The organism is Hyphomonas sp. (assembly GCF_041689225.1).
In the GTDB taxonomy this organism is placed as follows: domain Bacteria; phylum Pseudomonadota; class Alphaproteobacteria; order Caulobacterales; family Hyphomonadaceae; genus Hyphomonas.
Genome location: NZ_JBDNGN010000134.1, coordinates 1 through 13,101 on the forward strand (window position 1 = coordinate 1; position 13,101 = coordinate 13,101).

Genomic DNA, 13,101 nt, shown 5'->3' on the forward strand with positions numbered 1-13,101 from the left:
ACTGCGCCTCGCGCTTGTCTTCCGCGAAGTCAGGCGCCGCATGGGCACCGCGCTGCCGGTCGTCATCGGAGAGACACTCACACCAGAGGCCATCAAGGACGCTGGCAAGCGCAAGGGCCTAATGGAATTCCTCCGCGCGCAAACCTACGGGCTTGCCCCTTTGGGTCAGATATTGCGCTATGATGCGGCAACACGCCGGTTTATGGCGAAGAAGCCGTTGGTTTTTCGCTAGACCCTTGGGGGACGAACATGAGTGATTCGCTGGGAGAGGCCGTCGACGGGGCCATAGCGCACGCTGCCGCAGACGCCGCCGTAAAACTCGCGGACGGGAAGGGTGGCCCGCACGACGCACGATGCCTGAATTGTGGCAAGGCGCTTGAAGGCAACTATTGCCCCGATTGCGGGCAGAGCGCCCAAAGTCTCAGACGAACCTGCTGAGCTCTGCTCGGGGAGAGCCTTGAAACGCTGTTTTCGATAGATGGACGGATTGCGCGCACCCTGCCGGACCCGTTGATTCGACCCGGTCGCATGACCCGCGCCTATCTTGACGGTCAGCGCGCCCGCTTCATTCCGCCCTTGCGCCTTTATGTGCTCGCATCGCTCGTCCTCTTCGTGCTCCTTCCGCTCGTGATGGGGCAGCGCATTGCGTTCGTGCCAGAGGGCGCGCAGAACTTTGAGCAAGCCCGGGCCGCTATCGAGCAGTCCTACACGGACGGCGACCTGACTTTGCGCTCAGCGCTCACCCTATCGTGGCGTCACGCGGCCCCGCCCAAGTATCATGACGAACTGACGCTTTGACGCGCCTGTAATCCGGTCTAGTCTCCGGCGATGCCTGACACACACATGCACACTGACCTGCTCGCCAATGTCCGCACCCTCGCACCTGAACTTGCTGCCCGCGCGGCCGAGATGGAAGAGGTGCGCCGCCTGCCGGCTGATCTTGCCACGAAACTGGCCAAGGCGGGCGTGTTCCGTACGATCACGCCGAAGAGCTTTGGCGGCCTGGAACTGGCGCCGCACGATTTTGTCGAAACGGTTGAAGCGGTGGCGACGGCTAATGCCAGCGCCGGCTGGTGCGCCATGATCGGTGCCACGACCGCGATGAACGCCGCCTATATGGACCCGGCGACCGCAGGCGAGATCTATTCCGATCCGGACATCATCACCGGCGGCGTCTTCGCGCCCATGGGCAAGGCCGTCGACGAGGGCGACGATTACCGCGTCTCCGGGCGCTGGCAGTGGGGTTCCGGCTCGGCTAATTGCACCTGGCTCTGCGGTGGCTGCACGATCTGGGAAAATGGCGAGATGAAGCGCCTGCCCTCCGGCGCGCCGGATGCGCGCATGATGGTCTTCCCGGCGTCTGACGCGACCCTGCTCGACACCTGGCACGTCATGGGCCTGAAAGGCACAGGTTCTGGCGATATCGAAGTGAAGGACATTCGCGTGCCCAAGGCGCGCTCGGTATCGCTGGTGTCAGACGCGCCGTATGAAATAGGCCCGCTGTTCAAGTTCCCGGCCTTTGGCCTCCTGTCGCTTGGCGTCTGCGCGGTTGCACTAGGCAACACGCGCGGATCGCTGGATGCTTTTGCCGCTTTGGCCACTGCAAAGAAATCGCAGGGCTCGTCCAAGACCCTCGCCGAACGCCAGACCATGCAAGCCGAGTTCGCAAAATGTGAGGCGGCCTGGCGCGCGGCCCGCGCCTATCTCTTCAGCGAGATTGACCAGACATGGGTCGTCGCGACAGGGGAGGGCGCCATCCCGATGGAGCGCCGCGCGGCCCTGCGCATGGCCTGCACCCACATGACGCGGACCGGCGCCGACATCTGCCGTTCGCTCTATGACCTTGGCGGCGGCGCGGCCCTGTTCGAATCCTCCGACCTGCAGCGCCGGTTCCGCGATGCCCATGCCATCACCCAGCATATCGTCACGGCCCCATCGACATGGGAACTGACCGGTCGCATCCTGTTCGGCCTGCCGACCGATGGTGGCATGGTCTAGGTCTCCGACGCACTGCAAAAACCGGAAGATTGTGACTGGCGGGGTCTGCGTCAGACATGCAATCATATAACAAAATGCGTGCGCCTTGCGCCGCCATACATGAAGGACATCCCATGAAAATTCGCGGAGTTATGATGGCTGTTTCGCTGGTCGCGCTTGCGGCCACCGGGTGCACGAGTGCGGTCGACGAGACAATCCTGCCTTTGCCGGTCGCGGCGACACCGCCGCCCTTGCCGGAAAAAGCCCCTGCCGCCGATCCGATGGCCATCGACACCAGCAGCGAATGGGGCGCCTTCCTCTCGACCTTCCTCGACGGCTATTTCCCGCTCAATCCCAATTTCGCCGTCTATCAGGGTCGCCACGGATTCGACGGCCAGCTGCCTGACTGGTCGCCCGAAGGCCTCAAGGCCGCAAGCGACCAGCGCGAGCAGGCGATTGCCGATGCACTGGCGCTTGACGTCGCTGGGCTGACTCCTGAACAGGCGTTCGAACGGGACTACCTTGTTCACGTCCTGCAGGGAGAACTCTTCTGGCTGACAGAAGCCGACTGGCCGCACAGGAACCCGGACTTTTACGTCCCGGCGCTTGATCCGAACGTCTATATCGCCCGGCCCTATGCCGATGCCGAAACGCGGATGAAGGCCTTCATTGCCTACGCGAAGAACGTGCCCGCCGCCGCCGCCCAGATCGAAGCCAACCTCAAGCTGCCGCTGCCGGAAACCTATTTGAAATACGGTCAGGCGGGCTTTGGCGGTTTTGCCGAGTATTATTCCGGCGATGCCAAGGCTGCTTTCGCCGAGGTGAAGAATGACGCCCTGCAAGCGGCGTTCGATGCTGCTGCCGCCGACGCGGCAACCGCCATGCAGCACCTGTCTGATCATATTGGTTCTGTCCCGGCCACGCCGGACGGCTTCGCCCTCGGCGCGGAAAAATTCTCCAACATGGTCCGCCTCACCGAGGCCGTCGATATCCCGCTGGCCGAATTGAGGGCCATCGGGGTAGCAGACCTGAAACGCAATCAGGCCGCCCTGAAGGACGCCTGCACCGTCTACGCGCCGGGCCTCGGCCTTGGCGATTGCATGAAAAAGATGGGTGCCAACAAGCCGGCCGTCGGCCCGGTCGAGGAGGCCCGCGAACAGCTGCCTGAACTGCGCGCCTTCCTCGTTGCAAACGACATCGTTTCAATCCCCGGCACCGAACAGGCGCTGGTCGAAGAGTCGCCACCGTATAACCGGCAGAACTCCGCCTATATCGACATTCCGGGACCTTACGAAACAGGCCTGCCATCGGTCTACTATATCTCGCCGCCAGACCCGTCCTGGGACGCCGAAACCCGCGCCGCCTATATTCCCGGCAAGATGGACCTGCTCGGCACCAGCATTCACGAAGTCTGGCCCGGCCACTTCCTGAATTTCCTGCATGCGAACCGGTCCAAATCCGTGCTCGGAAAGCTCTTCGTCGGCTATGCCTTCGCCGAAGGCTGGGCCCATTATACCGAGGAAATGATAATCGAGGCGGGCCTGCATGACGGCGACCCGGAAACCCGTATCGGTCAGCTCTCCAATGCCCTTTTGCGCGATTGTCGCTACCTCTCGGCCATCGGCCTGCATGCCGAAGGCATGACGGTGGCGGATAGCTACAATCTCTTCCGGGATGAATGCTATCAGGATGCCGGAAACTCGACCCAGCAGGCAGCGCGCGGCACCTATGACCCTGCCTATCTCAACTATACGATGGGCAAGCTGATGATCCGCAAGCTGCGCAATGACTGGACAGCGTCACACTTCCCGGATGATCCGCGGTCAGGCTGGAAAGTCTTCCATGACGAGTTCCTGTCCTATGGTGGCCCGCCCATCCCGCTGGTGCGCCAGAAGATGATGGAAGAGGATGCGGTGAAAGCGGTCTTCTAGGCCGCTATCGCTACCACGTCTCGCACCACGGCCTGAGATCCATTTCATGGGTCCAGGCCGATCGGTGCTGGCCGTGCAGCCAGAGATAGTTCTTGGCAATCTCGTCCGACAGCAGCAGGCCGTCGCGTTCCTTGCGGTCTGAGGCGTCCGGAAGGGTGTCGCGGATGAACTGGCTGTCGATAGCGCCATCGATCACCACATGCGCAACGTGGATGCCCTGCGGTCCCAACTCGCGCGCCATGCTCTGGCCGAGCGCACGCAAGGCATGCTTGGCGCCGGCAAATGCCGAGAAGCCTGAACCCCCGCGTACCCCTGCTGTCGCGCCGGTGAAGATCACCGTGCCCCGTCCGCGCGGCACCATCACCCGCGCCGCCTCACGCCCGGCAAGGAAGCCTGAAAACGCTGCCATCTCCCAGACCTTCTGGTAAACGCGCGTCGTCATCTCGCGGATCGGGAAGCGCACATTCGCCCCGATATTGAACACGCAAACCTCCAGCGGGCCGACCTCGGCTTCGATCTGGTCGAACAGGGCAACCGTTTGGTCCTCGTCGCGCGCATCGACGCCGAATGCCCGGCCCTTGCCACCCTGTGCCTCGATACTCGCCACCAGGTCTTCCAACTGGTCGACATGCCTGGCCCGCCGGGTCACGCACGCCGTTAGCCCTTCTTTCGCGAAGGCCCGTGCAATCGCGCCGCCTGTTGCATCGCCTGCGCCGATAATCAGTGCTGCACCTGCCATCGCCTGCCATCCTCTTGCTGCTGCCAGCAACCCTCGCCTAGGGTGTCACCGTTGCCAAGGGCACGGCGCTAAAGGGAGGCGATAGGATTGGCGACGCCGCTCAGCATCGGTATTGCGGGCGCCGGCATCGGCGGTCTGGCAGCTGCGGCTTTTCTCGCCCGCGACGGCCACCGCGTCACGGTGTTCGACCAGTTCGATATCGCAGGACCGGTCGGCTCCGGACTGATCCTGCAGGAGACCGGCCTCACGATCCTGCATGAACTCGGCCTGCGTACAGAGGCCGAAGCGCTAGGCGCCCCCATTCAGCGCCTCTATGGCCTGTCGAATCCGTCCGGTCGCACTGTCCTGGATGTGCGCTATGAGTCGCTCAGGCCCGCCCTGATGGGCGTGTCGATCCAGCGCCCGGCTCTGTTCAATCTCGTCCACGGCGCAGCGCTCGCCGAAGGCGCGCGCCTTGTGCCATCGACCCGCATCACGGCCGCTAATCCGAGCGATGCCACGCTTATCGATTCCGGCGGCGGCGCACACGGGCCGTTCGACCTGATCGTCGATGCCCTCGGCGTACGGTCGGTGCTGGCCTCATCGCCGCGCCGGGACCTGCCCTATGGCGCCCTCTGGGCGACGCTGCCCTGGCCGAAACCCGGACCATTTCACGAAGACGCGCTCGAACAGCGCTACGAGGCTGCCAGCCGCATGGCCGGCGTCATGCCGTCCGGCAGCGTGGCCGAGGGCGCGCCGAAGACCGTCACCTATTTCTGGTCCATTCGCGGCGACCACCATGAGGCCTGGCGCGCCGCCCCGCTGACCCATTGGCGGGATGCGGCGCTCGCCCTCTGGCCGGAGACCGAACCCCTCCTTGCCCCCCTCAAGACCCACACCGACCTCACCTTTGCCCGCTACAGCCACCGGACGCACTGGCCCGCCGTGTCAGGCCGCATGGTCCACCTCGGCGACAGCTGGCATGCCGCCAGCCCGCAACTGGGGCAGGGGGCCAACATGGCCCTGCTCGATGCCTGCGCGCTCGCCCGCGCCATTGGCCGCAAGCAGGATGCCCGTGATGCACTTGCGGACTATACCCGCATGCGCGCGGGCCATGTGCGCTTGTTCCAGTTGATGAGTTTCCTGTTCACGCCGGTCTACCAATCTGACTCACGTGTCCTGCCCTGGCTGCGCGACTGGCTCGCCGCGCCCGTCAGCCGCATCTGGCCCGGCCCGCAGGTCCTGGCGGCGATGGTGTCTGGCGGCCTCTGTGCGCCGCTCTGGAAATTGGGCCTGAAGCCCGGTCGTTAGCGCTGGCAGGTGCTGCAGAAAAAGCTCGACCGCCCGGACTGCACGATCCGTTTCACATTGACTCTGCAGGTCTTGCACGGCTTGTGCTCGCGGTCATAGACATCGAACCTATGCTGGAAATAGCCGAGCTCCCCGCTGGCGCTGGCAAAGTCCGAAATTGACGATCCGCCCGCATCGATCGCCTCGGCAATCACCTGGTTGATCGCAGGCGCCAGCCGCGCCGCGCGCTGGCCGGGAATGCTGGATGCCTTGCGCTTCGGGGATATGCCGGAGCGGTACAGCGCCTCGCAGACATAGATATTACCGAGGCCGGCGATGATCGACTGGTCGAGCAGAGCCGACTTGATCGGCGTTGCCTTGCCCTTCAGTGCCGTGTCCAGGTAGGCCGCCGAGAAACCGTTCGACAGCGGCTCCGGTCCCATCGCGATCAGTCTCGGATAGGCATCGAATGTCGCAGCAGGCCACAGCTCCATGAAGCCGAACCGGCGCGGATCATTATAGGTAACGGTTTGCCCGTCTTCCATGTGGAAGACGACATGGTCATGGCGCGCATCCCCGCCTGTCGCGTGGTGGAAGTCCGCCGTGTCGCCGCCGCCCACGGTGAACCGCCCGGTCATGCCAAGGTGCATGACCAGCACTTCGCCTGTCGAGAGATCGGCCGTCAGGAATTTCGCGCGCCGCCCCAGCCGCTCGATCCGCGCGCCGCTGACACGCTCGGCGAACCGGTCGGGGAAGGGGAAGCGCAGGTTGGGCCTGTTCTGCAGCAGGGACAGGATCGTCCGGCCCTCCATGACAGGGGCAAGTCCGCGGCGAACTGTCTCGACTTCAGGTAATTCAGGCATTCTTATCGCATATAGCCTATGGCAGTCAGGGCAACTATGGTGGCGCGCATGTCAGAGACGAAAACAGAGCGCAAGGTCTTTTTCGGGTTCGAAGAGGTGACGGAGTCCGAGAAGGTCGCCCGGGTGAAGGGCGTATTCCGTTCGGTCGCCTCGCGTTACGACCTGATGAACGATCTTATGTCCGCAGGTGTGCACCGGCTCTGGAAGCATGACGCGATGAACAAGCTGAACCCCCAGCCGGGCGAGCGCCACCTTGATGTGGCGGGCGGCACGGGCGAACTGGCGCGGGCCTTCCTCGAACTGGCCGACAAGGCCGGCAAGCGGCGCGGCATCGCCTACAAGGCCACAGCCATCGTCTGCGATATCAATGATGCGATGCTGGAAGCCGGCAAAGCGCGCGCCGACAATGCGAAATGGGACGGCCGGCTCGACTGGGTCTGCGCCGATGGCCAGAGCCTGCCATACCCCGACCGTACGTTCGATGCGGTTACGGTGTCATTCGGCATCCGCAATTTCGCAGACAGGGTCGCGGGCCTGGAGGAATTCCGCCGCGTGCTGAAGCCGGGCGGGCGCCTGGGCATTCTTGAATTCAGTCATATGACCGCGCCTGCGCTTCAGGCCGCCTATGACACATACAGCTATAACGTGATCCCGCTCCTTGGCAGCCTCGTCGCTGGCGACAAGGAAAGTTACCAGTATCTCGTTGAATCCATTCGTCAGTTCCCGGATCAGGAAACCTTCCGGTCCGAAATGGAAAACGCGGGCTTTGCCCGCGTTTCCGTCATCAATTTTTCCGGCGGCATCGCCGCCCTGCACTTTGGCTGGGCGGTCTGATGCGAAACTATTTAGTTACCATCGACCTTGATGCCGTCGTCGCCGACAGAGATTTGAAGATCGGCATTGGCGCTGTTGTCCTGTGTGAAACAGTACACGCCGAAACCCACCATGCCCACCAGGATCGCTCCCACCAGGAAATACAGAAAGCCGTTCGAATTCGTGTTTGAGTCAGCCATGACAGGCCCCTTGTTTTGTTAGTTTCAGGTCTACAACGCTACAGTCTTCGGGATGGTTCCCGTCCGGACAGCGCTCGCTGATGGGCGCCGTATCCGACTATCTGCGCCTGATGCGGGCGGGCACGTCGCTGGCCCGGCATGACGTTATCCTGCCAGCGGACTACCAGTCGCGCCTGCCGGTCCCGGCGCGCATTGCTGGAGGCGTCCTGCGTGTGTTCGGCGGCGGTGCCCGTGGACGCCCGGGCGAACGCCTCGCCCGCGCCCTCGAGAAACTCGGTCCCGCCTATATCAAGCTCGGCCAGTTTCTGGCGACGCGCCCGGACGTATTCGGCTCGGAAGTGACTGCCGATCTCAGCCGCCTGAAAGACAAGCTGCTGCCATTTTCGGGAAAACTGGCCCGTGCCGCACTGGTCGAGGAATTCGGACTGGAAGAGGCGAACCGTCTCTTCCCCGATCTCGGGCCGCCCATTGCCGCCGCCTCGCTCGCCCAGGTTCACAGGATGGAGACGGCGGGTGGCGCTCGCGCTGTGAAGATCCTGCGGCCCGGCATTGAAGGCCAGCTGACCCGCGAACTGTCCGCCATGAAGCGGGCCGCGCGCACGATTGAAGGGGTGTCCGTCGAAAGCCGCCGCCTCAAGCCGGTCGCTTTCACCGATACCATCGCTGCCGCCATGATGCGCGAAACAGACCTTCGCCTCGAAGCCGGCGGCGCCGACGAGATGCGGGAACTCAGCGAAAAGAGCGGTTATTTTCAGGTCCCGAAGGTCGATTGGGCTCGGACAGGCCGGCGTGTGCTGACGACCGACTGGGTGGAAGGCACACCGCTGACGCACCCGGCCGCGCTGGCAAATTCTGCCATCGACCGGGTTGCGCTGGCCAATGACATCACGCGCGGCTTCCTGACCCATGCCATCGAGCACGGCGTTTTCCATGCCGACATGCACGAAGGCAACATCATCATCACGCCGGAAGGCAAGGTCGCCCTTGTCGATTTCGGGATCATCGGCCGCATCGGCATGACCGAGCGGCGTTTCCTCGCTGAAATCCTCTGGGGTTTCCTGAAGCGGGACTATACGCGTATCGCGGAAGTCCACTTCGAGGCGGGCTACGTCCCGTCGACCCAGTCCGTCGGCGATTTTGCGCAGGCCCTGCGCTCGATTGGCGAGCCGGTGCATGGCAAGCCAGCCGAAGAGGTCTCCATGGGCCGCGTGCTCCTGCAACTGTTCGACTATACGCACACGTTCGGCATGGCGATGCGTCCGGAACTCGTTCTCCTCCAGAAGACCATGGTCCAGGTCGAGGGCGTCGCCCGCGGCATCGATCCCGGGCACAATATCTGGAATGCGTCCGAGCCGGTTGTCGGGGCCTGGGTGCGGCGCAGTTTCGGGCCGGAGGGCGCGGCGCGCCTGATCAGCGGCAACCTGCGGGAAGTGACCAACCGGCTGAAACGCCTGCCGGAAGTCATGGACCGGTTCGAGGCCTCGCTCGCTGGACCTGCCACGCCCTTGCCACCCCCTCGCGACCGCTTCGCCCCCTGGTGGGGATGGTTCGGCCTCATCACCATTCTCGCCTTGATCGCCTATGCCGGTATCGCCAGCCTCGGCTGACTAGCCGCCGATGGCGTAATGCGCAGGCATCATTCCCGCGCAGGGTGTAAGTCCTTAATCCGCGTTAACGAATGCAGTACGCTTTGCCTTTCCGAGTCGGAAGGGACGCGTCATGAAGCCATTCCTGTTTGCCGCTGCAAGCCTCATACTGCTCGCGCAACAGGCGCTGGCCCGCGACCTTATCCGTGTGGGTACACCCGCAGAACACGCTGGCCTGTTCCCGCAATCAGCCGTCTGGTCAGCCCCGGACCTGTTGGGCGGACCGCGCCGCGCCGCCTCCACCGCGTCCAGCCCGACCCGGATCATCACCGTCGCCCACCGACGTGATCAGCCATCAAGCAGCATCCGCGTGTTCCGGGGCGGGTCTGTCACGCAGACTGGCAAGGTAGGCACCGAACATGCCGATCCGGCACTCACCGGAAAGACCGTGATCCGCCTCAAGAAACCACCGCGCAATCCCTACAAGACCGTGATCGTCTATGCACCACAGTCGGTTCGCGCCATCCGGGCGCGCCGAAATCCTGACTGAATCGGCATAATTCTTTACCAGTCGCCGCGTTTTCACGGGGTTTTGTGGAGTTTGTGCAAGGAATTTGCGCTAAGAAGGCGTCAGCAACCTATCTGAAGGCCCATGGAACAGAAGCGCATCCTCCTTGTCATCGGCGGCGGCATCGCCGCCTACAAAAGCCTTGAGCTGATCCGTGAGCTCGGCCGGCGCGGCATTGCGAGTCGCTGTATCGTGACGAAGGCAGGCCAGGAATTCGTGACGCCGCTCTCCGTGTCGGCGCTGTCCGGCGACAAGGCCTATACCGAGCTCTTCGACTTGGATGAAGAAGCCGAGATGGGTCATATCCAGCTCTCGCGCTCGGCCGACCTCGTGGTCGTCTGCCCGGCCACAGCAGACCTGATGGCGAAGGCCAATGCGGGCCTCGCCAATGATCTCGCCTCAACCATGCTGCTGGCGACAGACAAGCCGGTCCTCATGGTGCCTGCGATGAACGTGCGCATGTGGCAGCACGCGGCCACGATCCGCAATGTTGCCCAGCTGCGCGCCGATGGCATGATCGTGATGGAGCCGAACGAAGGCGCCATGGCCTGCGGTGAGTTCGGTCCCGGCCGCCTGCCGGAGCTGCCCGCCATTGTTGCGGCCATCGAAGCCCAGCTTGAAGGTCAGGGGCAGGGGAGCTTGTCCGGTTTCCACGCACTCGTCACGGCTGGCCCGACACGTGAGCCGCTCGATCCCGTGCGCTACCTCTCTAATCACTCCTCCGGTCGTCAGGGCTATGCCATTGCCGCTGCCTTGGCCGCGCAGGGGGCGAGTGTCACACTCGTGTCCGGTCCCGTTTCGCTTGCGCCGCCGCGCGGCGTGACGCTGGTGAAGGTGGAGACCGCGCGCCAGATGCTGAAGGCTTGCGAAGAGGCCTTGCCTGCCGATGTGTTTGTCTCCGTCGCCGCTGTCGCCGACTGGCGCCCAGCGCGGGCCGCCACCAAGAAGCTCAAGATCAAGGGCGCGGGCAGCGAGGCCCCCTCCATGGAACTCGCCGAGAATCCGGACATCCTCAAGACCCTGTCGAACAAGCGCAAGCACAGGCCGCGCCTCGTGATCGGCTTTGCCGCCGAGACACATGATGTCAAAGACTTTGCGCGCGCCAAACTCGACCGGAAAGGCTGCGACTGGATTGTTGCCAATGACGTGTCCGGGGATGTCATGGGCGGCGCCGAGAATGAGGTCTTGCTAATCTCGCATGACGGATCGGAGCACTGGCCCCGCATGGGCAAGGACGATGTGGCCCGCCGTCTGGCTCGCCGGGTCGCTGCGGAGCTGACTGGTGATGATGGCGGCATGCGTCTCGCGGCGGAATAGGCGCGCGCCTTGACTCGCGCGTGGTGCTGACGCACTCGCCCGCCATGATCATTCGCGCCTATGAACCATCCGACCTGCCCGAACTTTACGTCATCAACCAGGCCGGTGTGCCCGGCGTTGGTGATGAGACGGAAACGACTCTCGGAAAATGGCTGGGACTCAGCGACGCCAGAGTGGCGGTGGACAATGACGGGCGCCTGCTCGGTTTCATCAACCTGCTGCCCCCCGGCACCATGGAATACACCAGTGCCAACCTCCGCTGGCTCGAAGCCTGGGGCGACGATTTCATCTATGTCGACCGCATAGCCATTGCCGAAACGGCGCGGGGGCAGCGGATCGGCGAGGCGCTCTATGCGGCCGCATTCGACGCCTATGCTGGAACGACGTCATGGATCACCTGCGAAGTGAACCTGCGCCCGCCCAATCCCGGCTCGATCCGCTTCCATGACCGCCTCGGCTTCCGGGAGATCGGCCGACGCAGCTATGCGGACGATATGAAGGAAGTCGTCTATCTTGCGCGCCCGCTGGCTTGACTCAGGCGCGCGACTCAAACACGCCTGCGATCATGAAAAAAGTCACCGTGAACATCTGTCCGCTGCCCCATTTCGAGGGACTCGACCTGCCCGCCTATGAGACCTCCGGTTCAGCCGGGATGGACGTGCGTGCGGCAGTGCCGGCCGACGATGCGCTGGTGCTGATGCCGGGTGCCCGGGCCATGGTCCCGACGGGCCTCAGTGTGGCCATCCCCGAAGGCTACGAGATCCAGGTGCGCCCGCGTTCCGGCCTCGCCGCCAAGCATGGCCTCACCTGCCTCAATACGCCGGGCACGATTGACAGCGATTATCGCGGCGAGATCAAGGTCATCCTGGTCAATCTCGGCGAAGCGCCTTTCACTGTCGCGCGGGGTGAGCGGATTGCCCAACTGGTGCTGGCGCCGGTCACGCAACTCGGCTGGAAACAGGTCGATGGCCTGGATGAAACCGACCGCGGGGCTGGTGGTTTCGGATCGACAGGACAATAATAGGCCTTGCAACGGGCGGTATTCTGCCCATATATCGAATATCGATAATGCTTGGAGGTGCTACAAATGGATCCATTTCAGATGGTCGTGATCATCGTGCTGATTTCCGTCGGCGCCGGGGTCATGAAGAATTATTTCAAGATGAAGCAGAACCAGCAGGCAGACGCGGCATCGAAAAAGGATGTTGTGCGTATGCGGGCCGATATCGACCGGCTGAAGGAACGGGTCCACGTGCTCGAAAAGATCGTCACCGACAATGACCGCCAGCTCGCTGAGGACATCCGCAAGCTCGCCTGATTGATTCCGTTAACGCTGACCGCAAAATTGTCCCATTGCGGTTCACGGGATACTAAAGCCTCACCTGTAAAAGAGGAGCTAAACGGAGGGTCACCGTATGGAGACTTTTGGGAAGAAAAAAGCACACAGCGCGTCGGCTGGCGTCTTCCCGAAACCTGCGCATCCGTCAAGAAATCGCTCCCCTGAAGCTCAGGCTTTCCTTGAGGCTGAGCTCAGTATGCGTCAGGAAAAGACCGACGCCTCCGCCTTTTCCATGCCACCGACGACGTTCGAGCCCGCAGACGCATCAGCGGGCCAAGCCGATTTCGCCAGCCGTGTCTTTGCGCGCTGGTTCGGAAAATCCTCGGTGTCCGGCTGATCCTGGAGTCATTTGGCGTGATCGCCTAGAGCGTTTCAGTTTTTGGCGGAAGCATAACCCGCTCCTGTGATATAGTTTTGGCATTCGGATGAGCTGATGGTCTTCACGATTTTTCCGGTTTCATGGATGACGTCTTCGATTGTGTGTTTCTGGGCCGTGCGC

15 protein-coding genes and 1 pseudogene are annotated in these 13,101 nt (G+C 63.1%); 13 read left to right on the forward strand and 3 right to left on the reverse strand.

Annotated features, from left to right (window positions below):
* From ACESNB_RS13730 to ACESNB_RS13745, 4 genes and pseudogenes are all read left to right on the forward strand, one after another.
* Nucleotides 1-232: pseudogene (locus ACESNB_RS13730) on the forward strand (hypothetical protein); the annotation flags it as partial.
* Between the two features lie 254 nt (nt 233-486).
* On the forward strand, nt 487-798 hold the full coding sequence (locus ACESNB_RS13735) for a DUF3667 domain-containing protein (protein WP_373008285.1): 312 nt from the start codon (nt 487-489) through the stop codon (nt 796-798).
* Nucleotides 799-828: 30 nt separating this feature from the next.
* Complete coding sequence (locus ACESNB_RS13740; protein WP_373008257.1) at nt 829-1,998, forward strand: acyl-CoA dehydrogenase family protein; 1,170 nt, start codon at nt 829-831, stop codon at nt 1,996-1,998.
* Nucleotides 1,999-2,111: 113 nt separating this feature from the next.
* Nucleotides 2,112-3,908, forward strand: coding sequence for a DUF885 domain-containing protein (locus ACESNB_RS13745; protein WP_373008259.1), 1,797 nt, complete (start codon nt 2,112-2,114; stop codon nt 3,906-3,908).
* 10 nt (nt 3,909-3,918) lie between these two features.
* Here ACESNB_RS13745 and ACESNB_RS13750 read toward each other — a convergent pair whose 3' ends face one another.
* The gene (locus ACESNB_RS13750; protein ID WP_373008261.1) at nt 3,919-4,647 is read right to left on the reverse strand and encodes an SDR family NAD(P)-dependent oxidoreductase; all 729 of its coding nucleotides are present in this window, start codon (nt 4,645-4,647) and stop codon (nt 3,919-3,921) included.
* A gap of 87 nt (nt 4,648-4,734) precedes the next feature.
* Here ACESNB_RS13750 and ACESNB_RS13755 point away from each other — a divergent pair, with 87 nt between their 5' ends.
* On the forward strand, nt 4,735-5,937 hold the full coding sequence (locus ACESNB_RS13755; RefSeq protein WP_373008263.1) for an FAD-dependent oxidoreductase: 1,203 nt from the start codon (nt 4,735-4,737) through the stop codon (nt 5,935-5,937).
* Here the strand turns inward: ACESNB_RS13755 and mutM are convergent.
* The gene (mutM, locus tag ACESNB_RS13760; protein ID WP_373008265.1) at nt 5,934-6,779 is read right to left on the reverse strand and encodes a bifunctional DNA-formamidopyrimidine glycosylase/DNA-(apurinic or apyrimidinic site) lyase; all 846 of its coding nucleotides are present in this window, start codon (nt 6,777-6,779) and stop codon (nt 5,934-5,936) included. The two genes, ACESNB_RS13755 and mutM, sit on opposite strands and share 4 nt — an antisense overlap.
* A 48-nt stretch (nt 6,780-6,827) precedes the next feature.
* On the opposite strand from mutM, the gene ubiE reads away from it, so the two are divergent.
* Complete coding sequence (ubiE, locus tag ACESNB_RS13765; protein WP_373008267.1) at nt 6,828-7,613, forward strand: bifunctional demethylmenaquinone methyltransferase/2-methoxy-6-polyprenyl-1,4-benzoquinol methylase UbiE; 786 nt, start codon at nt 6,828-6,830, stop codon at nt 7,611-7,613.
* An 11-nt stretch (nt 7,614-7,624) separates the two neighbouring features.
* Here the strand turns inward: ubiE and ACESNB_RS13770 are convergent, their stop codons facing one another.
* Nucleotides 7,625-7,792, reverse strand: coding sequence for a hypothetical protein (locus ACESNB_RS13770; protein ID WP_373008269.1), 168 nt, complete (start codon nt 7,790-7,792; stop codon nt 7,625-7,627).
* Between the two features lie 80 nt (nt 7,793-7,872).
* Here ACESNB_RS13770 and ACESNB_RS13775 point away from each other — a divergent pair, with 80 nt between their 5' ends.
* The 7 genes from ACESNB_RS13775 (at nt 7,873) to ACESNB_RS13805 (ending at nt 12,939) form a co-directional block, all read left to right on the forward strand.
* The gene (locus ACESNB_RS13775) at nt 7,873-9,399 is read left to right on the forward strand and encodes an AarF/UbiB family protein (protein ID WP_373008271.1); all 1,527 of its coding nucleotides are present in this window, start codon (nt 7,873-7,875) and stop codon (nt 9,397-9,399) included.
* 112 nt (nt 9,400-9,511) lie between these two features.
* Nucleotides 9,512-9,928 (forward strand): hypothetical protein, encoded by a 417-nt coding sequence (locus tag ACESNB_RS13780; RefSeq protein WP_373008273.1) that lies wholly within the window; start codon nt 9,512-9,514, stop codon nt 9,926-9,928.
* Nucleotides 9,929-10,030: 102 nt separating this feature from the next.
* Complete coding sequence (gene coaBC / locus ACESNB_RS13785) at nt 10,031-11,263, forward strand: bifunctional phosphopantothenoylcysteine decarboxylase/phosphopantothenate--cysteine ligase CoaBC (protein WP_373008275.1); 1,233 nt, start codon at nt 10,031-10,033, stop codon at nt 11,261-11,263.
* 20 nt (nt 11,264-11,283) lie between these two features.
* Entirely contained in the window at nt 11,284-11,796 is a 513-nt protein-coding gene (locus ACESNB_RS13790) for a GNAT family N-acetyltransferase (protein WP_373008277.1), read from the forward strand.
* A gap of 32 nt (nt 11,797-11,828) precedes the next feature.
* Nucleotides 11,829-12,284, forward strand: coding sequence for a dUTP diphosphatase (gene dut / locus ACESNB_RS13795; RefSeq protein ID WP_373008279.1), 456 nt, complete (start codon nt 11,829-11,831; stop codon nt 12,282-12,284).
* Nucleotides 12,285-12,350: 66 nt separating this feature from the next.
* Nucleotides 12,351-12,581 (forward strand): hypothetical protein, encoded by a 231-nt coding sequence (locus tag ACESNB_RS13800; protein WP_373008281.1) that lies wholly within the window; start codon nt 12,351-12,353, stop codon nt 12,579-12,581.
* A gap of 217 nt (nt 12,582-12,798) precedes the next feature.
* A complete protein-coding gene (locus ACESNB_RS13805; RefSeq protein ID WP_373008283.1) occupies nt 12,799-12,939 on the forward strand; it encodes a hypothetical protein in 141 nt (46 codons plus the stop codon).
* The last annotated feature ends 162 nt before the right edge of the window (nt 12,940-13,101 follow it).

What these genes read in the sequence shown, in the direction of transcription:
- ubiE (WP_373008267.1), top strand. Translation starts at nt 6,828, where the DNA reads ATGTCAGAGACGAAAACAGAGCGCAAGGTCTTTTTCGGGTTCGAAGAG.
- ACESNB_RS13780 (WP_373008273.1), top strand. Translation starts at nt 9,512, where the DNA reads ATGAAGCCATTCCTGTTTGCCGCTGCAAGCCTCATACTGCTCGCGCAA.
- ACESNB_RS13775 (WP_373008271.1), top strand. Translation starts at nt 7,873, where the DNA reads ATGGGCGCCGTATCCGACTATCTGCGCCTGATGCGGGCGGGCACGTCG.
- ACESNB_RS13770 (WP_373008269.1), bottom strand. Translation starts at nt 7,792, where the DNA reads ATGGCTGACTCAAACACGAATTCGAACGGCTTTCTGTATTTCCTGGTG.
- ACESNB_RS13750 (WP_373008261.1), bottom strand. Translation starts at nt 4,647, where the DNA reads ATGGCAGGTGCAGCACTGATTATCGGCGCAGGCGATGCAACAGGCGGC.
- coaBC (WP_373008275.1), top strand. Translation starts at nt 10,031, where the DNA reads ATGGAACAGAAGCGCATCCTCCTTGTCATCGGCGGCGGCATCGCCGCC.
- dut (WP_373008279.1), top strand. Translation starts at nt 11,829, where the DNA reads ATGAAAAAAGTCACCGTGAACATCTGTCCGCTGCCCCATTTCGAGGGA.
- ACESNB_RS13745 (WP_373008259.1), top strand. Translation starts at nt 2,112, where the DNA reads ATGAAAATTCGCGGAGTTATGATGGCTGTTTCGCTGGTCGCGCTTGCG.
- mutM (WP_373008265.1), bottom strand. Translation starts at nt 6,779, where the DNA reads ATGCCTGAATTACCTGAAGTCGAGACAGTTCGCCGCGGACTTGCCCCT.
- ACESNB_RS13805 (WP_373008283.1), top strand. Translation starts at nt 12,799, where the DNA reads ATGCGTCAGGAAAAGACCGACGCCTCCGCCTTTTCCATGCCACCGACG.
- ACESNB_RS13740 (WP_373008257.1), top strand. Translation starts at nt 829, where the DNA reads ATGCCTGACACACACATGCACACTGACCTGCTCGCCAATGTCCGCACC.
- ACESNB_RS13800 (WP_373008281.1), top strand. Translation starts at nt 12,351, where the DNA reads ATGGATCCATTTCAGATGGTCGTGATCATCGTGCTGATTTCCGTCGGC.